This is a genomic window from Pseudomonas sp. SLBN-26 (genome assembly GCF_006715895.1).
Classification (GTDB): domain Bacteria; phylum Pseudomonadota; class Gammaproteobacteria; order Pseudomonadales; family Pseudomonadaceae; genus Metapseudomonas; species Metapseudomonas otitidis.
Map to the genome: position 1 here is coordinate 3,312,106 of NZ_VFOB01000001.1, position 18,241 is coordinate 3,330,346.

At 69.1% G+C, this 18,241-nt stretch carries 12 protein-coding genes; 5 read left to right on the forward strand and 7 right to left on the reverse strand.

The window, feature by feature from the left end:
• Positions 1-2 precede the first annotated feature (2 nt).
• The 5 genes from FBY21_RS15190 (at position 3) to glyA (ending at position 9,731) form a co-directional block, all read left to right on the forward strand.
• Entirely contained in the window at positions 3-998 is a 996-nt protein-coding gene (locus FBY21_RS15190; protein WP_142012086.1) for a fimbrial protein, read from the forward strand.
• 7 nt (positions 999-1,005) lie between these two features.
• On the forward strand, positions 1,006-1,968 hold the full coding sequence (locus FBY21_RS15195) for an AraC family transcriptional regulator ligand-binding domain-containing protein (RefSeq protein WP_160158604.1): 963 nt from the start codon (positions 1,006-1,008) through the stop codon (positions 1,966-1,968).
• Positions 1,969-2,371: 403 nt separating this feature from the next.
• Positions 2,372-6,373, forward strand: a complete 4,002-nt coding sequence (locus FBY21_RS15200; protein ID WP_409563818.1) for an EAL domain-containing protein — start codon at positions 2,372-2,374, stop codon at positions 6,371-6,373.
• Positions 6,374-6,496: 123 nt separating this feature from the next.
• Positions 6,497-8,377: a hypothetical protein gene (locus FBY21_RS15205; RefSeq protein ID WP_142012090.1), complete on the forward strand. Its 1,881-nt coding sequence runs from the start codon at positions 6,497-6,499 to the stop codon at positions 8,375-8,377.
• 100 nt (positions 8,378-8,477) lie between these two features.
• The gene (gene glyA, locus FBY21_RS15210; RefSeq protein ID WP_107328847.1) at positions 8,478-9,731 is read left to right on the forward strand and encodes a serine hydroxymethyltransferase; all 1,254 of its coding nucleotides are present in this window, start codon (positions 8,478-8,480) and stop codon (positions 9,729-9,731) included.
• A gap of 233 nt (positions 9,732-9,964) precedes the next feature.
• Here the strand turns inward: glyA and FBY21_RS15215 are convergent, their stop codons facing one another.
• From FBY21_RS15215 to FBY21_RS15245, 7 genes are all read right to left on the reverse strand, one after another.
• Complete coding sequence (locus FBY21_RS15215) at positions 9,965-12,355, reverse strand: TonB-dependent receptor (protein WP_142012093.1); 2,391 nt, start codon at positions 12,353-12,355, stop codon at positions 9,965-9,967.
• Positions 12,356-12,419: 64 nt separating this feature from the next.
• Positions 12,420-13,355 carry a DUF4880 domain-containing protein gene (locus tag FBY21_RS15220; RefSeq protein ID WP_142012095.1) on the reverse strand — a complete coding sequence of 312 codons (936 nt, stop codon included), beginning with the start codon at positions 13,353-13,355 and terminating at the stop codon, positions 12,420-12,422.
• Positions 13,352-13,867: a sigma-70 family RNA polymerase sigma factor gene (locus FBY21_RS15225; RefSeq protein ID WP_044410482.1), complete on the reverse strand. Its 516-nt coding sequence runs from the start codon at positions 13,865-13,867 to the stop codon at positions 13,352-13,354. The genes FBY21_RS15220 and FBY21_RS15225 overlap by 4 nt, the downstream gene beginning before the upstream one ends.
• An 82-nt stretch (positions 13,868-13,949) precedes the next feature.
• Entirely contained in the window at positions 13,950-14,921 is a 972-nt protein-coding gene (gene yjiA / locus FBY21_RS15230) for a GTPase (protein WP_142012097.1), read from the reverse strand.
• A 91-nt stretch (positions 14,922-15,012) separates the two neighbouring features.
• Positions 15,013-15,216, reverse strand: a complete 204-nt coding sequence (locus FBY21_RS15235; protein WP_044410488.1) for a YbdD/YjiX family protein — start codon at positions 15,214-15,216, stop codon at positions 15,013-15,015.
• Between the two features lie 13 nt (positions 15,217-15,229).
• Complete coding sequence (locus FBY21_RS15240) at positions 15,230-17,296, reverse strand: carbon starvation CstA family protein (protein WP_044410490.1); 2,067 nt, start codon at positions 17,294-17,296, stop codon at positions 15,230-15,232.
• 273 nt (positions 17,297-17,569) lie between these two features.
• The gene (locus tag FBY21_RS15245; RefSeq protein WP_044410492.1) at positions 17,570-18,076 is read right to left on the reverse strand and encodes a DUF3015 domain-containing protein; all 507 of its coding nucleotides are present in this window, start codon (positions 18,074-18,076) and stop codon (positions 17,570-17,572) included.
• Positions 18,077-18,241: the final 165 nt, after the last annotated feature.

The following is an 18,241-nucleotide window of genomic DNA, read 5'->3' on the forward strand; positions in this document are numbered from 1 at the left end:
TCATGCCGAACCTGTCTCCCCCTGCCCTGACCGCCTGGTTCTCCCTGTTGCTCATCGGCCTGCTGCCGCTCGTAGCCGTGGCCGACTGCCCGGCCCCCGCGGCAGCCAGCCGCCAGGTGCCATTTGGCGCGCCCGCCATCAGTCAACCACCCGCTGCACCGATCGGCACCATCCTCTATGAACAATGGTTGCCGGTGCCCCAGATGGCTGACGACGGCAGCGGCCAGCCCCTGACCCTGGCCCTCACCCCGCGCCCCGCCCAGGCCCTCTGGCAGGACGCCCGCTCGGCCGAGTCACCGGTGTACCAGACCAACCTGCCCGGCGTCGGCGTGCGCTACAGCGCCCCCGACGGCGGTGCCCTGGCCACCGCGCGGGGCTCGGCCGTGATCCTGCAACTGGTGAAGACCGAGCCGACCCTGCAACCCGGCACGCTGGCCGGTGACCAGTTACCGGCCCTGGCGCTCTACTGCGGCCACAGCGAACTGGGGCGCACCGAGCTGAGCGGCAGCCTCAACCTCGTCAGCAGCACCTGCATGGCAACCGACGTCGACGTGCCCCTCGGCACGTTCCCCGCCAGCGCCCTGGCCCAGCCGGGCGATGCCACACCCTGGGTCGACTTCGCCGTGCGGCTGGTCAACTGCCCCCCGTTCCATGGCACCCGTCGACTCTTCGACGGCCAGGCCGGCTGGCAGCAGAACGACATCGGCATCGCCCTGCGCCCCAGCGACGGTGCTGTGGACGCCGCCCGAGGCCTGATGCGCCTGAGCCCCGGCCCCGACAGCGCCCAGGGCGTGGCCATCGAGGTGCGCCAGCGTTTCGAAGGGCAGGCGGGACCCGCGCCTCTGGACAATCGGGTGGTACGAGGCGTGCTGGCATTGACGGACACCCCCGGGCAGTCGTACGCCTTTCCCTACAGCGCGCGTTATCTAAGGCTGAACGAACCGTTCAACGCCGGTCTAGCCAACGGCGCGTTAGTGTTCACCCTCATCTATTACTGACATGCCGATGACCGACACGACCCAGGGGCGGGTGATCGCCGCCAGCCTGCTGCTGGGCTGCCACCACCTGCTTCCCCCCCTCGCCCAGGCACTCGGCCATGGCCCGGATGCCTTGCTGCCGGGCTCGCACTGGCCACTGGACGACTTCCTCCACCTCCTGCAGCACGCTGACGAGGGCCCCCTCCCTCAGATCGGCCTGCACCAGGGCACCCGGCTGGACCTGGGCGCGCTAGGCCCCTACGGCCTGGCAGTGCAGAGCGCCAGCACCTTCGGCGACGCACTGATGTGTGCCCAGCGCCACCTGGCCTGGCTGGTCACCCCCGCCCGGCTCGACCTTCGGCTCGATGCCCAGGTTCTGCTGGTCGACTTCCGCCTGCTGCCCGGTGGAGCGGCCAACACTCGGCAGTTCGACGAACTCATCCTGGCCCTGCTGGCCAATGCCCTGGCCCCGCTGACCCTGCCCCCGACCCACGCCCTGCAGCTTGAACTGGCCCACCCCGCTCCGGACGACGAGCAGCTCCACCGTCAGGCCTTCGCCTGCCCGATCGCCTTCGAGCGCCTGCACAACCGCCTGCACGTCCCCCGCGAAGCCCTCGAACGACCGTTGCGCACTGCCCAGCCCGCCCTGCACCAGCACCTGCTGGCCTACCTGGAGCACCCTCCGCATCCCGCCCCGCTGGCCCCCGACATCCCCCAGGACGAGGACGAGCGCTGGGAATGGGTCAAGTACCAGCTGCGCACCCGCGGCCACAGCCTGGCCGAGGTGGCCCGCCGACTGGGCGTCTCCAGCGCGGCGGTGAAGAACGCCAAGCGCCAGCCCTATCCCCGGGTCGAACGGGCCATCGCTGCGCTCCTGGAACTGGCGCCGGCACAGCTCTGGCCGGAACGCCGGCACCCCACCTTGGGAACAACCGGCCCGTCCATTGCGTCCAACGTCCGAACGACGGTAGCGCGCGACGAAGAGGACTGATCGGGGCCCCGTTCGCACGCCAGCCGAGGACATTTCCCGCCGTGGCGCGCCAGTGATTGCGGCCCGCCGGACGCTCGTCGGCTGTGCTGGCACTTTGCCGCAACCCCAGGCATGCTAGCCCGCTTTCCCCAGACAACCCCGACCAGCCCGTTCGGCCTTCGCGCCGATGGATCAGGATTGCCCCGTGCCCGACATGTCGCCCGCCCTCACCCACCGCGCGCCCGGAGAGCCCCAGGGGCCCGCCCTGCAGCGCTCGGTCAAGGGCCTGCTCGGGGTGCTGGTGGTGATCATGATCGGGCTGCTGTTCTGGCAACTGCTGCAGGAGTACCACCGCCTGCAGACCGATCAGCGCCAGTACGACCGCACGCTCGCCGTGCAGCTGGCGCGCCAGCTGGAAGGCACCATGGAGCAGGAGGCCGAGGCCGGACTTGCCCTGCTGCAGTACAGCGGCCGCGAGATCAGCGAACCGGCCCTGCTCGACAGCCTCCACGTGCTCTATCCGCAGATGCGCAGCATCGCCCGGGTCTCGCCCCGGGGCGGCGTGCTCGACGACAGCGACCCCGCCAGCGACGACAGCCTCTACATCGCCGCCCTGGCCCAGCGCAGCGCCGGCCAGCCCTACCATTTCGCCTTCACCGCCGAGGCCGGCGGCCGCGTCTACCTGATGCTCCACGACGGCCAGGGGCGCAGTTGGGTGCTGCGCCTCGATGCCTCCACGTTGCAGGCCTGGCTGCGTGAACGCGGCCTGAGCTGCGGCTGGCTGCTGGAAGACCGGCTCAACCAGCGCGTACTGATCCACGGCGGCACCGAAGCGGACCCGAGCAAACCCACCGGCGTGCCCCTCACCGCCGAAGAGCAGGCCCAGACCCTCGCCCAGCTGCCCCTGGCCAACAGCGACTGGCAACTGCGTGCCCTGTACAACGAGCGCCAGGCCCGCGCAACGATGTTGCCCGGCCTGATCGGCAAGCTCGCCCTGTTCTCCGTCTGCGCCGCCATGGCCCTGCTGGCGCTGTTCGTCCTGCAACGCGAGCAACGCAGCCTGAAGGCCCTCAACGACGCCTCGCGGCGCTCCCTGCGCCAGGCCGCCAGCGCCCTCGGGGTGATCGAAGAGCGCGTGGTGGTGACCTGGACCGACGGCCTGGTGTGCTACCTCAACGCCCAGGCCGAAGCCATGTTCGGCCTCAGCAGCGAGGACGCCCAGCAGGTCCACCTGCTGGCCCTGCTACCCAACCTCGACCCGCTGCTGCTGCACACCATCCACTACAGCCAGGACCTCGGTCCCGACCTGGTGCAGGTCAGCGTCGGCACCGTGCAGCGGCTGTTCACCGTGACCCGCAGCGACCTCAACGACGGCGCCAAGCTCATCGGCTACGTCTGGGTCCTGCGTGACGTCACCGAGGAGCAGCAAGCCCTGCGGGTACTCCAGGAAACCCGTCGGCGCTACCAGGAAATCTTCGAAGGCACCGGCGTCGCCCTCTGCGTGCTCGACCTCGCCAGCCTGCGCGAGCACCTGCTGCACAACGGCATCCGCGACACCCAGGCCCTGGAGCACTGGCTGCAGGACCACCCCGAGCGCCACCTGCCACTGCAACAGCGCCTGCGGGTCACCGAGGTCAACCAGTTCGCCCTGCGCCTGCTGGGCGCACGCAACGCCGACCAGGTCTGGCAGCTGATCATCGGCGACCGCCCGCTGCGCCCCGGCGGCATGCGCATGCAGCTCATCGCCGCCGTGCTCGGCACCCAGCAGCAGCTGGAGCTGGAAACCCGCATCGTCACGCCCCAGGGCGTGGAACGGCACCTCTGGGTGGTGCTGCGCATGCCCGAGATGATCCAGGACCTGCACGCCGTCACCCTCAGCATGAGCGACATCACCAGCCGCAAGCGCATGGAGCTGTCGCTGATCGAGCGCGAGCGCTTCTGGTCCGACGTGGTGCTGGCGGTGCCCGACACCCTCTACGTGCACGACATCGGCGCACGCCGGGTCATGCTCAGCAACAACCGCCTCGGCCAGCAGCTCGGCTACAGCCGCCGCGAACTGCGCGAGATGGGCGAGCACTTCTGGGAGCAGATCCTCCACCCCGACGACCAGGAACAGTACGCCCGCATGCGCAGCCTGCAGCAGGTGGTCAGCGACGGGCAGCTGCTGCAATGCCTGCTGCGCTGGCGCCACCGCGACGGCAGCTGGCACTGGTTCGACATCCGCGAGCAGGCCCTGACCCGCGACGACCAGGGCCGGGTCAGCCGGCTGATCGGTGTGGCCAAGGACATCACCGAACAGATCGAAGCCAGCGAGCAGATGCGCGACAGCGAGCGGCGCTACCGCCTGCTGGCCGAGAGCATCAGCGATGTCATCTTCACCAGTGACCGCGAACTGAAGCTCAACTACATCAGCCCCTCGGTGCAGCCGGTGCTGGGCCTTAGCCCTGAATGGGTGATCGACCACGGCTTCAACGGCACCGTGGCCAACCCGCGCCAGCTCGCCTCGCTGTTCGTGCTGATGGACAAGGTCAACCACGCCCTGGGCGACCCCCAGCGCCTGGCGGAACTGCGCAGCCAGCTGCCGCCGCAGCTGTTCCTGTTCGACTGCCTGCGCGCCGATGGCCGCAAGATCCCGGTGGAGCTGCGCATCATGCTCATGTGGGACGAGCACGGCCGCTTCGAGGGCCTGCTCGGCGTCGGCCGCGACATCAGCCAGCAGCGCCGCGCCGAGAAGGACCTGCGCATGGCGGCCACGGTGTTCGAGCACTCCACCTCGGCCATCCTGGTCACCGACCCGGCCGGCTACATCGTCCAGGTCAACGAAGCCTTCACCCGCATCACCGGCTACCAGTCCGCCGAGATGCTCGACCAGCTGCCCTCGATGCTCACCGCCGACCGCCAGCAGGCCACCCATCTGGACTACATCCTGCGCCAGCTCAACCAGCGCGGCAGCTGGGAGGGCGAGATCTGGCTCAAGCGCCGCGCCGGCGACCACTACCCCGCCTGGGTCGGCATCACCGCCGTGCACGACGAGGAAGGCGACCTGGTCAGCTACGTGTGCTTCTTCAGTGACATCAGCGAGCGCAAGGCCAGCGAGCAACGCATCCACCGCCTCGCCTACTACGACGCCCTCACCCAGCTGCCCAACCGCACCCTGTTCCAGGAGCGCCTGCACACCGCCCTGCAGCACGCCGAGCGGCGCGAGGAATGGGTGGTGCTGATGTTCCTCGACCTGGACCGCTTCAAGCCGATCAACGACTCCCTCGGCCATGCCGCCGGTGACCGCATGCTCAAGGACGTGGCCGTACGCCTGGCCGATTGCGTGGGTGACGACGACACCGTGGCGCGCATGGGCGGCGACGAGTTCACCCTGCTGCTGTCGCCCTGCACCGGGCGCGAAACGGCCCTGAACCGGGCCATCACCGTCGCCGAGCAGATCCTCTCGCGCCTGGCCCGGCCCTTCGTGCTGGAAGGCCGCGAATTCTTCGTCACCGCCAGCATCGGCATCGCCCTCGGCCCGCAGGACGGCCACGAGCCGAGCCAGCTGATGAAGAACGCCGACACCGCCATGTACCACGCCAAGGAACGCGGCAAGAACAACTTCCAGTTCTACCAGGCCGAGATGAACGCCCGCGCCCTGGAGCGCCTGGAGCTGGAGAGCGACCTGCGCCACGCCCTGGAACAGCGCGAGTTCGTCCTCTACTACCAGCCGCAGTTCTCCGGCGACGGCAAGCGCCTGACAGGCGTCGAGGCCCTGCTGCGCTGGCGCCATCCCGAGCGCGGCCTGGTGCCGCCCGGCGAGTTCATCCCCGTGCTGGAAGAGCTGGGCCTGGTGGTGGAAGTCGGCGACTGGGTCCTGCGCGAGGCCTGCCGCCAACTGCGTGCCTGGCACCAGCGCAAGATGCGCCTGCCCAAGGTCTCGGTGAACATCTCCGCCCGCCAGTTCGCCGACGGCCAACTGGTCCAGCGCATCTCCGGCATCCTCGCCGAGAGCGGCCTGCCGCCCGCCTGCCTGGAGCTGGAACTGACCGAGAGCATCCTCATGCGCGACGTGGCCGAGGCCATGGAGATCCTCGCCAACCTCAAGCGCCTTGGCCTGTGTATCGCGGTGGATGACTTCGGCACCGGCTACTCCTCGCTCAACTACCTCAAGCGCTTCCCCATCGATGTGCTGAAGATCGACCGCAGCTTCGTCGACGGCCTGCCCGACGGCGAGCGCGACGCGCAGATCGCCCGCGCCATCATCGCCATGTCCCACAGCCTCAACCTCGCGGTGATCGCCGAAGGGGTCGAGACCCACGCCCAGCTTGACTTCCTGCGCGAGCACGGCTGCGACGAAGTGCAGGGCTTCCTCTTCGGCCGGCCGATGCCCGCCGACCAGCTGGAAGCCCAGTTCGGCGGCGCCGCGCTGTTCATGCTCAGCTGAGCCTGCGATTCGTGACCTGCGGCCGGGCCCCGGCCGCCCGCCTGCCGTAAGATCGCGCCACCCGCACCGCCACCGTCATACCTCGCGCCATCGACCGGCACACGACACGACAAGGAGCCCCGCATGTCCTGGTGGAAACGCTTCCTCCGCACCCCGCACGCCACACCCGCCACCGACAGCGACCACGACGTGCCCGAGTCGCCCGAGGCCACCGGCGGCAGCATCGAATTGCGCCAGGGCACCGCCGAGTACGAGCACTTCATCACCCTCGCCGAACTGGAGCAGGGCAACCTCGTCCACGGCGCCGAGCACCTGGCGGAGCTGCTGCGCTACGCCCCCGGCAATCCCGAATGGCTGGCCCTGGCCGAGCAGTACCGGGCCCGCGTCGGCCGCCCGGCCGACGCCGAGCTGCTGCCCATCGGTGAGCAGCGCTACTACGCCAGCGAAGCCCTGCGCAGCTGGCTCATGGCCCGCGAAGAGCGCCTGCCGGAGGCCGTCGACCTGCTGCTGCAGGTGATCGACGTCGCCCCGGGCACCGACTACCTCAACGCCTGGGCACTCGGCTGGCTGGAGCCGGCCGGCGCCCTGGAGCGACTGGACCCGGCGCTGCAGATGCGCCTGTTCTCCCGGGTCATCCAGGCCACCCCGGAGGCTCGTGAGGCCAGCGTCCGCCAGCTCACCGCCGCGCGCCGCTGGGCCGCCCTCGCCGGACGGGTGACGCCCTCTCCGGACCTGGCCGCGCAGTGGCCCATGCTGAACATCGGCCTGCTGCGCCGCGCCGCCTGCTTCGAGCAGGCCCTGGCGCTGGCCGACCCGGCCCGAGCCGAGCAGGACTGGCACCTGGCCGTCGCCCGAGGGCTGCTGCTGCGCCAGCAAGGGCGGGCCGCCGAGGCCGACATCGCCTTCAGCCTGGCGGTGCGCCAGCAGCCCGAGGAAATCAGCGCCTACCTGGAGGCCGGCGACACCTGGCTGGAGCAACAGGGCTGGGCCCAGGCCAGCGGCTGGTACGAACAGGTACTGGCCCGCCAGCCCGAGCATGACTGGGCGCAGCCCTCGCTGGACTACTGCCAATGGCGGGCCAGAGGTGACGACGCCCGCTTGCAGCGGGTGATCGACGCCGCCCGGGCCGGCAACGAGCGCGCCTACCAGCTGTGGTTCCTCGCCGCCGGTGCCCCGCCGGAGCCGAGTGACGCCAGCGCCAACGTGCTGCGGCAGATCCGCGAAAAGCTGCTGGAGGGGGCCTTTTCCGGTTCGGCCAACGACCGCATCAGCCTGCGCACCTCCTCCCTGGAGGCGCCCAGCAACACCCTGGCCATCGCCCTAGAACTGGCTGCCCACGGCCTCACCGGCTGCACGGTGGAGGTCACCACCGAGGCCATCGCCCACCCCGATCCGCGCCAGCCGCTGGGCCCGGTGGACCACCTGCTGTGGCGCTACGAAGGCGACCAGCCCAGGCCCGCCCTGCCGCCGCCCGGCGAGCGGGTCAGCGCCCTGATCGCCGGCCTGGCCGCGCAACCCTACGCCCGTAGCAACTGGGCCCAGGCCAGCCATGTGGCCGCCGGCCTGGGCGAGGACGAGGCCCCGCAGGTGCTGGCGTGCCTGGTGCACCCGCCGGCGGTGCCCGACCGCTCGACCCCCGCGCTGGTCTGGCTGACCCGCGTGCAGACCGCCGCCGCCCAGGTCCTCGCCCAGCTCGACGGCGGATGGGAGGGCTCGCGTCGCCGCGCCCTGCTGCTCAGTGCCCTGTTCGGCCCCACCGACTGGACCACGGTGGCCGCCATCCGCGCGCTCACCACCCTGGCCCAGGAGGAACCCGCCCACGCCCTGGCGATCCACATCGCCTTCGAGCAACTGGAGCGCCAGCGCCCCGATGCCGGCTACTGCTGCTGGCTGGAGCCGCTCTACGAATGCTGGCAGCAGCTGCCGCTGCTGGCCGACCACGAACGCGAAGCCCTGCAAGGAAAGCTCGCCGAGCTGCACGGCGCAGAAGAGGAATCCGCGTGAGCGCCACTTGTCTGTCGCATGACCGACCTTCATGTGTCAGCCAGCGACCTATGGGTTAGAATGCGCGCCTTTCCACGTACCGATCCCTGAGAGGACCGCCATGTTCAGCCGTGATTTGACCCTCGCCCGCTACGATGCCGAACTCTTCGCCGCGATGGAGCAGGAAGCCCAGCGCCAGGAAGAGCACATCGAACTCATCGCCTCGGAGAACTACACCAGCCCGGCGGTGATGGAAGCCCAGGGTAGCGTGCTGACCAACAAGTACGCCGAGGGTTACCCGGGCAAGCGCTACTACGGCGGTTGCGAGTACGTCGACGTGGTCGAGCAGCTTGCGATTGACAGAGCCAAGGAGCTGTTCGGCGCCGACTACGCCAACGTCCAGCCCCACGCCGGTTCCCAGGCCAACGCCGCCGTCTACCTGGCCCTGCTGTCGGCCGGCGACACCATCCTCGGCATGAGCCTGGCCCACGGCGGCCACCTCACCCACGGCGCCTCCGTCTCCTCCTCCGGCAAGCTGTACAACGCCGTGCAGTACGGCATCACCGACGCCGGCCTGATCGACTACGACGAAGTCGAGCGCCTGGCCGTCGAGCACAAGCCGAAGATGATCGTCGCCGGCTTCTCCGCCTACTCCCAGGTGCTGGACTTCGCCCGCTTCCGCGCCATCGCTGACAAGGTCGGTGCCTACCTGTTCGTCGACATGGCCCACGTGGCCGGCCTGGTCGCCGCCGGTGTGTACCCGAACCCGGTGCCGTTCGCCGACGTGGTCACCACCACCACCCACAAGACCCTGCGCGGCCCGCGCGGCGGCCTGATCCTCGCTCGCAAGAACGAAGAGATCGAGAAGAAGCTGAACTCCGCCGTCTTCCCCGGCGCCCAGGGTGGCCCGCTGGAACACGTGATCGCCGCCAAGGCCGTGTGCTTCAAGGAAGCCCTGCAGCCCGAGTTCAAGGCCTACCAGCAGCAGGTCCTGAAGAACGCCCAGACCATGGCCGGCGTGTTCATCGAACGCGGCTTCGACGTGGTCTCCGGTGGCACCCAGAACCACCTGTTCCTGCTGTCGCTGATCAAGCAGGACATCACCGGTAAGGACGCCGACGCCGCCCTGGGTCGCGCCTTCATCACCGTGAACAAGAACAGCGTGCCCAACGACCCGCGCTCCCCCTTCGTCACCTCCGGCCTGCGCATCGGCACCCCCGCCGTGACCACCCGTGGTTTCAAGGAAGCCGAGTGCCGCGAACTGGCCGGCTGGATCTGCGACATCCTGGAGAACATGGGCGACGAGTCCGTGGTCGACCGCGTGCGCGAGCAGGTCAAGGCCATCTGCGCCAAGTTCCCGGTGTACGGCAACTGATTGCCTGAACGGTGAACGAGAAAGCCCGGCACCTGCCGGGCTTTTTTGTGCCTGTCGTACACGCCCAGGGGCCGCTACGCAGCCCTTGGCGAATGAATTCGCCCCTACAGGCACGGGGCTTTTCGGGGCGTAGGGTGGATGGCGCTTTTTCCATCCACCGAGGTGTTGCCGGCAGCTCCAATGGTGGGCTGAAGCCCACCCTACACTCCCGGTAGTCAGCCCGGGAACGCTCCTCAGAAACCGAACGTCGCCGACATCAGCCAGGTACGCGGCGTGGAGAGGGTCAAGCCGGTGGCGGTGCCGTCGGGGACATTGGCGGAGGCCCAGTAGGCCTTGTCCATGACGTTCTCCACGCTGGCGCGCAGGGTGACGTCCGTCTCGCCGACGCTGAAGGCATAGCGCGCGCCCAGGTCATAGCGCTGCCAGGCATCGGCCTTCTGGGTGTTGGCCTGGTCGAGGTACTGGGCGCCGGTGTGGATGGCCCGGGCGGACAGGGTCAGCCCCTGGACCTGGGGCAGGTCCCATTCGAACCCCAGGTTGGCATTGAGGATCGGCGCCCCGACCGCGCGGTTGCCGTCGTTGGTGCCATTGGCGGTGCGGGTCAGTTCGGCGTCCAGCAGCATCGCGCCGCCGAGGATGCGCACGCCCTCCAGCGGCTCGCCGAACAGGTTCAGCTCCACGCCCTGGTTGCGCTGTTCGCCGTCGGGCCGCAGGAAGCCGTTCTCGGTGTAGTAGGCCGGCTTTTCGATGCGGAAGACGCTGAGGGTGCTGGTCAGGTTGCCCATGTCGTACTTGATGCCGGCCTCCACCTGCTTGCTGCGGTAGGGGGCGAACACCTGGCCGGCGTTGTTGGCGGTCTCCGGCGCGGTCTGGCCCTGGGTCAGGCCTTCCATGTAGTTGGCGTAGAGCGACAGGGACTCGGTGGTGCGCCAGACCACGCCCAGGGCCGGCGAGGTGGCGCGTTCGTCGTAGCGCTGGTCGGGCTCGCCGGGTTCGGAGCTGTGCACTTCCACCCGCTGCAGGCGCGCACCGAGGGTCAGCAACACCTGGTCGTCGGCGAAGCCGAGGGTGTCGGCCAGGGCCAGGCTGCTGAGCACGCTCTCGGTGTGGGTGGGGTTGTCCGGGGCGGTGGGCGTGCCCGGCACCGGCAGGGTCACCGGGTTGTACAGGTTGCTGACGCCGTTGGCGTAGCGCGCGCCACTGTTGTCGAAGGTCATATCGTAGCGGTTGAGGCTGGCGTTCAGGGTATGGCTGACCGGGCCGGTGGCAAACCAGTGACGCAGGCCGACGGTGGCGGTGCGCACGTCCTCCTCGCGCTGGAAGGCGCGGGGGCTGACCACGAAGCGCCCGGCGTCGTTGGTGACCTGCACGGCATGGCGGAGGAAGTCGTAGTCGCCCTTGCGCGCGCCGACGGCGGCATAGAGCAGGGTGGAGTCCCCCAGGTCATACTCGCCACGCAGGGCACCGAAGGTGTCCTTGGCGCGGGAGTAGGTCCAGGGCTGGGCGAAGTTGTCGTGGATGTCCTTCGGGTCGGGCACCTTGACCCCGGCGTTCAGGCCGACCCGCTCCATGGGGCCGTCCACGTCACGGGTCTGCCGCCCGATATCGAGGGACAGGCGCACGCGCTCGGCACGCAGGTCGAGCCCGAGCACGGCGGAGTCGCGGTCCAGGTGCTGGTGGTCCCATTCGGTGTCGCCGGACTGTTTCACGCCGTTGAAGCGCAGGCCGAAGCGCTGGTCCTCGCCGAAGCGCCGGCCGATGTCCACGTGACCGCCCAGTTGCCCGGTGGAGGCCTGCATGGCGGTGAATTCGGTGACCGGGTCGGCCCCGGCGCGCTTGGGCTCGATGTTGATCGAGCCACCGACGCTGCCGTTGGGCGCCAGCCCGCCGAGCAGGGCGCCCGGGCCCTTGAGCACGTCCACCCGCTCGACCATCTCCATATCGATGGAATAGGTGGGCAGCACGCCGTACAGGCCGCCGAAGGCGACATCGCTGTTGTAGAGGCTGTAGCCACGGATGGAGAACTGCTCGAAGCGCCCCGCCGAGGGGTTGGTGCTGCGCACCGAGGGGTCGCTGGCGACCAGGTCGGCCAGGGTGCGGGCCTGCTGGTTCTTCACCATCTCGCTGGTGTAGGAGGTCTGGCTCAGGGGCGTTTCCAGGAAGTCCCGCTCGCCCAGCAGCCCGAGGCTGCCGCGGCGCGACACCTGCCCGCCGGCGTAGGCATCGCCACCCATCCCGACGCCTTCGCCGGTGACGGCGATGGTCGGCAGCTCCTCGGCCCCCTCGGCACGCGGCGGCAGGCGTTGCAGGGTGTAGCCCCCCTCCCCGGCCGGCAGCAGCATCAGCCCCGAGCCCCGCAGCAGGGCATCGAAGCCTTCGTCGATGCCGTATTCACCCTGCAGCCCGGGGCTGTCGAGCCCATCCACCAGGGCGGGGTCCACGGACAGGCTCACGCCGGCCTGGCCGGCGAAACGGGTCAGGGCACTGGCCAGGCTGCCCGCAGGCACCTGGTAGCTGCGCCGGGCGCCGTCATCGGCCCAGGCGCTGGGCAGGCCGAGGGCCAGGAGAAGGCTGGCCCGCAGCAGGTGCCGGGCCAGGGGGAAGGATGGGGAACGGGAGGTCATGGAAGGCTCTCTTTTTCGTGTTGTCTTCTGGGATGACAAGCGACGCGAAAAAAAGGGACAGCCTTCACCCGACATGGGTACGCGGCACCAGGGAGACCCAGTAGCGCGTGCGGTAATGCACCTCCAGCGGCAGGGTGGCGGCGAGCAGTGCGAGCACGCGGTCGGTGTCGTCGAGGCGGAAGGTGCCGGTCACCGGCAGCGCCTCCAGCGCCGCGTCCCAGCGCAGCAGGCCGGGGCGGTAGCGATCCAGCTCGCGCAGCACGGTGCCGAGGGGGCGGTTCTCGACGATCAGCACCCCCTGGCGCCAGTCGGGCTGCTCGGGGTCGAAGCGCGTCACCGGCGTGGTGCCTGTCGGGAGCAGGCCGGCACGCTGGCCCGCAGACAGCGCCACTACCTGCCCGGTCGCAGGGTGTAGGCGAACCGTGCCCGCTTCCACCGACACCAGGCAGCCCGCCTCCAGTTGCCGCACGCAGAAGCGCGCAGCGTCGGTCAGCAGGCGGCCTTCGGCCCGCTCGACCCGCAGCGGGCCGGGGGTTTCCACGGCGATCTCGCCGGCCACCAGCTCGATGACGCCGGGGCCGAGGTTGACCGCGCTGGCGGTGTTCAGGTGCAGGCGGCCCCCACCGGGCAGGTCGATATCGCGACGCTCACCGGTGGCGGTGCGCAGGTCCGCGCGCCAACTGGCCACGGGCGCCTGGCGGTAGGCCAGCCAGGCTGCCGGGGCGAGGGTGGCGAGGCCCAGCACCTGCTTGAGCGCACGGCGCCGGCCGAGGTCGGCGCGGTCCAGGCTGGCCAGGGCCAGGGGCGCGGGCAACCCGGCGAAGCGCTGGCGCAGCGCCTCGGCCCGTTGCCAGGCAGCCTCGTGGGCCTCGCTGAGGGCGCGCCAGTGCTGCAGCGCAGCCGCTTGCTCCGGGCCCAGCCCGCCGGCGTCCCGGAGCACCAGCCATTGCGCGGCCTCGCGGGCGATGCGCCGCGCCGGTTCCGCAGCGTGGGCGCTCACAGCTCCACCAGCAGGCAGTGCTCGTAGGCACGCGCCATGTAGCGCTTCACCGTGCGCTCGGACACCGCCAGGCGCTCGGCGATACGGGCATAGTCCAGCCCTTCGAGCTGCGACCAGAGGAAGGCCCGGCGTACCGCCAGGGGCAGGCCGTCCAGCAGTTCGTCGAGGGCGTGCAGGGTTTCCAGCACCAGCCAGCGCTGCTCCGGCGACGGCACCTCGGCCTCGGGCAGGCAGGCCAGGGCGTCCAGGTAGGCCTGTTCGAGGCTGCGGCGCTTGTGGTGGTTGATCAGCAGGCGGCGACCGATGGTGAGCAGGTAGGCGCGTGGCTCGGCCAGGGTCGGCAAGGTGCGCTGCTGGTGGGCCGCCAGCACGCGGACGAAGGTGTCCTGGGTCAGGTCGGCGGCATCCCAGGCGTTGCCCAGGCGGCGCCGCAGCCAGCCTTCGAGCCAGCTGCGGTGCTCACGGTAGAGCGAACCGGGGGTGTCGCCGGGTGCCGCTACGGCATCGGTCATACGGGGCACGCCGAAAGAGGAAAAGAATCAAATGCGAGTGATTCTATTTACTTTCAAGCGGCATTCCAATCACCGATGACGCTCAGTGGGCGGCGGCTTCGAATCCGGCGCGGATCTCGTCTTCCGGGAGGTTGTCACCGATGAAGACCATCACGCTCTCGCGCGGCTCGTCCGCCTCCCATTCGCGGTCCCAGTCGAAGCCGTACAGGCGCAGTACGCCCTGGAACACCAGGCGACGGGCTTCGCCGGCCACCGCGAGCACGCCCTTGTAGCGCAGCAGGGCGTTGCCGTGGCGCTCCAGCAGCCCCTCCATGAAGGCGCTGAGGCGCTCCATGTCCAGCGGCTTGTCGCTCTTGAGCACCAGGGTGCCGATGCGGTCCGGGGTGGCGGCCGGGCGCACGGGGCGCAAGGTCAGCACGGGGCCGATGTCGGCGTTGAGGTTGAAGCCGCGCACGTCCAGCAGTTCGGCCAGGTCGATGCGACCGTGATCGACGACGCGCACCGGCGCCCGGCGGTTGATCCGCGAGAGACGCTGGCTGAGACCTTCGAAGTGCGCCTCGTCCACCAGGTCGCGCTTGCTCACCAGGATGCGGTCGGCGAACCCCACCTGGGCCTGGGCGATGGGTTCGGCCAGGTGGCGCTCGGCATTCACGGCGTCCACCAGGGTGATGATGCCGTCCAGCACGTAGCGCTCGCAGAGGGCTTCATCGGCGAAGAAGGTCTGCGCCACGGGCGCCGGGTCGGCCAGGCCGGTGCACTCGATCACCAGGCGGTCGAAGGCCAGTTCGCCGGCGTCCAGGCGCTCCAGCAGGAGGAACAGGGCCTTTTCCAGCTCGACGTGGATGGAGCAGCAGACGCAGCCGTTGGCCAGGGTCATCACCTGCACCGGCTCGTCACCCAGCAGTTGGCCGTCGATGGGGGTCTCGCTGAATTCGTTCTCGATCACCGCGATCTTCAGGCCGTGCTCGGCCTTGAGGATGTGCTTCAGGAGCGTGGTCTTGCCGGCACCGAGAAAGCCGGTGAGCACGGTGACGGGGATGGGTGTTGGGTACATCGCGATCTCCAAAAACACGCGCCACGGCTAAGCGTGGCGCGGTTGTACCTCGATCTGCCTCGCCAAGCACAGCAGCCTGGCGGAGCAGGTTTCAACAGCAGCGGATGGGCCGCCCCTTCCCGCCCCCGTAACGGGCTTCCTGGCGCTCCCGGAAGAACGCCTCGTAGCTCATCACCGGCTGGTCCGGGTGCTTGTTGCGCATGTGCTCGACGTAGGTGTCGTAGTCGGGCATGCCCACCAGCATCCGGGCGGCCTGCCCGAGGTACTTACCCATGCGGCTCAGGTCATTGAACATGCGCGTTCACTCCTCAGGCGTCCGGGATCGGCTGGAACGGCGTTTCCTTGTCGCTGCGCTCGGGCTTGCTCCAGGCGGCACGGCCGACCTTGAAGGCATAGAACAGCACGCTGAGCACCACGAACAGGAACAGCACGGTCAGGGTGGCGTTGGTGTAGGCGTTGAAGATGACGTGCTGCATCTGCGCCATGTCCTTGGCCGGAGCCAGCACCTGGCCGGCGGCGGCGGCGTCGCTGTACTTCTTGGCCAGGGCCAGGAAGCCGACGGCGGGGTTCGGGTCCAGCAGCTTGATCAGGCCGGCGGTGGTGGTGCAGATCAGCAGCCAGGTGGCCGGGATCAGCGTCACCCACACGTAGCGCTGGCGCTTCATCTTGATCAGCACCACGCAGCCCAGCATCAGGGCGATGCCGGCGAGCATCTGGTTGGAGATGCCGAACAGCGGCCACAGGGTGTTGATGCCGCCCAGCGGGTCGATCACGCCCTGGTACAGCAGCCAGCCCCAGAGGGCCACGCAACCGGCGGTGGCAAGCACGTTGGCGAACCAGGAGTCGGTCTTCTTCAGCGCCGGGACGAAGTTGCCCAGCAGGTCCTGCAGCATGAAGCGCCCGGCACGGGTGCCGGCGTCCACGGCGGTGAGGATGAACAGCGCCTCGAAGAGGATCGCGAAGTGGTACCAGAACGCCATGGTGTTCTCGCCCGGCAGCACCTGGTGGAGGATCTGCGCGATGCCCACGGCCAGGGTCGGCGCACCACCGGCACGGGCCAGGATGGTGTGCTCGCCGATGTCACGGGCGGTGGCTTCCAGCTGCTCGGGGGTGATGGTGAAGCCCCAGCTGCTGACGGTGGCCGCCACGGCGGCGACGTCGGTGCCGACCACGGCCGGCGGGCTGTTCATGGCGAAGTACACGCCCGGCTCGATCACCGAGGCAGCGACCATGGCCATGATGGCGACGAAGGACTCCATCAGCATGCCGCCGTAGCCGATGTAACGGGCGTGGGTCTCGCTGGCCAGCAGCTTGGGCGTGGTGCCGGAGCTGATCAGCGCGTGGAAGCCGGACACCGCACCACAGGCGATGGTGATGAACAGGAAGGGGAACAGGTTGCCCTTCCACACCGGGCCGGTGCCGTCGATGAACTGGGTCAGGGCCGGCATCTTCAGCATCGGCATGGTCACCAGGATGCCGATGGCCAGGGCGATGATGGTGCCGATCTTGAGGAAGGTGGACAGGTAGTCGCGCGGGGCGAGGATCAGCCACACCGGCAGCACGGCGGCGACGAAGCCATAGCCGATCAGCATCCAGGTGATCTGGATCCCGGTGAAGGTGAACGCCGGCCCCCAGACCGGGTCCGCGGCGACCTGGCCGCCCAGCCAGATGGAGGCCAGCAGCAGGACAACGCCGATCAGCGAGATCTCACCGATGCGGCCCGGGCGGATGTAGCGCATGTACACGCCCATGAACACCGCGATGGGGATGGTCGCCATCACCGTGAACATGCCCCAGGGGCTCTCGGCCAGTGCCTTCACCACGATCAGCGAGAGCACCGCGAGGATGATGATCATGATCAGGAAGGCGCCGAACAGCGCGATGGTGCCGGGCACCTGGCCCATTTCCTCGCGCACCAGCTCACCCAGGGAGCGGCCGTTACGGCGGGTGGAGATGAACAGGACCATGAAGTCCTGCACCGCGCCGGCCAGCACCACCCCGGCGATCAGCCAGAGCGTGCCGGGCAGGTAGCCCATCTGTGCGGCGAGCACCGGGCCCACCAGCGGGCCGGCGCCGGCGATGGCGGCGAAGTGGTGGCCGAAGAGGATGTGCTTGTTGGTCGGGACGTAGTCCAGGCCGTCGTTGTTGATCAGCGCCGGAGTGGCGCGGGTCGGATCGAGCTGCATCACCTTGCTGGCGATGAACAGGCTGTAGTAGCGGTAGGCGATCAGGTAGAGCGCCACGGCTGCCACCACGATCCACAAGGCGTTGATGGCCTCGCCGCGGCGCAACGCGACCACGCCCAAGGCACTGGCGCCGATGACGGCCAGCACTGCCCAGGGCAGGTGGCGCGCGACGCTGTTGTTATTGTTCATAGGAGACTCCCAATGGATGGACAGACGAGCTGCCGCACAAGCTTAGCCCCATCCTTCCCGATTGAGGTCTAGACATTGGTCTAGAGCCTTCCGACAACCGCGCCGGAAGACACCTTCGATGAATTTCCTTCCTCACGCAGAAAATCGCAGGAAGGGTCTGAGGACACCCGCAACGCCGCCCGCCACGCCGGCACGCGCCGCGCATGCCCCCTCACGTATCCCGCAGGCATGAAAAAGCCGGGCATCGCCCGGCTTCTTCGTTGCACCTGCCGATCAGGCCGGTTGCTTGGCGTAGCGCGCCAGCTGCTGGTCGCGGCTCATCACGTCGAGGGTGTTGGCCAGCACCTGCTCGCCGGTCACGTCGGGGGCGGAGAAGATCTGCGCGAAGTTCTCCTGGGTGATCTTGGCGAAGTGGGCACGGTCGGCCTTCTCCACGCCCAGCAGGGTGGCGTAGGCATCCAGCGCCTCGCCCTGGCCCTGGGCCATGTCCTCGGCGATGTTGTCGAGCATGCCGTTCATGGCCAGCATCGAGCGGCCGCCGTAGCCCAGCTTGACGCTGGTGTCGCACCCGTTGGTCCCGGAGGTCATGCCGAAGGTGGCGTTGCCCGAGGTGCCGTTGGTGGTGGTGGCGAGGAAGTGGGGGGCCATGCCGCGCTGCCCTTCGAAGAGCATGTTGCCCCAGCCGCATCCGTTGCCGCCGGCAGCATCGGCATGAGCCGCCACGCTGCCAACACAGAGCAATCCCGCAATCAGACCTTTGACCAGCAGTCGGTTGTCCATTAGCTGCACTCCACAGGTAATCAGAAGGTGAATAGCTCATGCAGCTTTGGTGACAGGAAAGCGGCTGTCAAACCGAACGGCCAACCATCCGGCGAGCGGTCGCCGGGGATGTGAACGGGTTGGCGGGCGCCCCTTGCCGGCGCTGGGGATTGGGAGTCTAATCCG

Coding starts and splice junctions, on each gene's coding strand:
- FBY21_RS15190 (WP_142012086.1), top strand. CDS start 3: ATGCCGAACCTGTCTCCCCCTGCCCTGACCGCCTGGTTCTCCCTGTTG.
- FBY21_RS15195 (WP_160158604.1), top strand. CDS start 1,006: ATGACCGACACGACCCAGGGGCGGGTGATCGCCGCCAGCCTGCTGCTG.
- FBY21_RS15200 (WP_409563818.1), top strand. CDS start 2,372: ATGGAGCAGGAGGCCGAGGCCGGACTTGCCCTGCTGCAGTACAGCGGC.
- FBY21_RS15205 (WP_142012090.1), top strand. CDS start 6,497: ATGTCCTGGTGGAAACGCTTCCTCCGCACCCCGCACGCCACACCCGCC.
- glyA (WP_107328847.1), top strand. CDS start 8,478: ATGTTCAGCCGTGATTTGACCCTCGCCCGCTACGATGCCGAACTCTTC.
- FBY21_RS15215 (WP_142012093.1), bottom strand. CDS start 12,355: ATGACCTCCCGTTCCCCATCCTTCCCCCTGGCCCGGCACCTGCTGCGG.
- FBY21_RS15225 (WP_044410482.1), bottom strand. CDS start 13,867: ATGACCGATGCCGTAGCGGCACCCGGCGACACCCCCGGTTCGCTCTAC.
- yjiA (WP_142012097.1), bottom strand. CDS start 14,921: ATGTACCCAACACCCATCCCCGTCACCGTGCTCACCGGCTTTCTCGGT.
- FBY21_RS15235 (WP_044410488.1), bottom strand. CDS start 15,216: ATGTTCAATGACCTGAGCCGCATGGGTAAGTACCTCGGGCAGGCCGCC.
- FBY21_RS15240 (WP_044410490.1), bottom strand. CDS start 17,296: ATGAACAATAACAACAGCGTCGCGCGCCACCTGCCCTGGGCAGTGCTG.
- FBY21_RS15245 (WP_044410492.1), bottom strand. CDS start 18,076: ATGGACAACCGACTGCTGGTCAAAGGTCTGATTGCGGGATTGCTCTGT.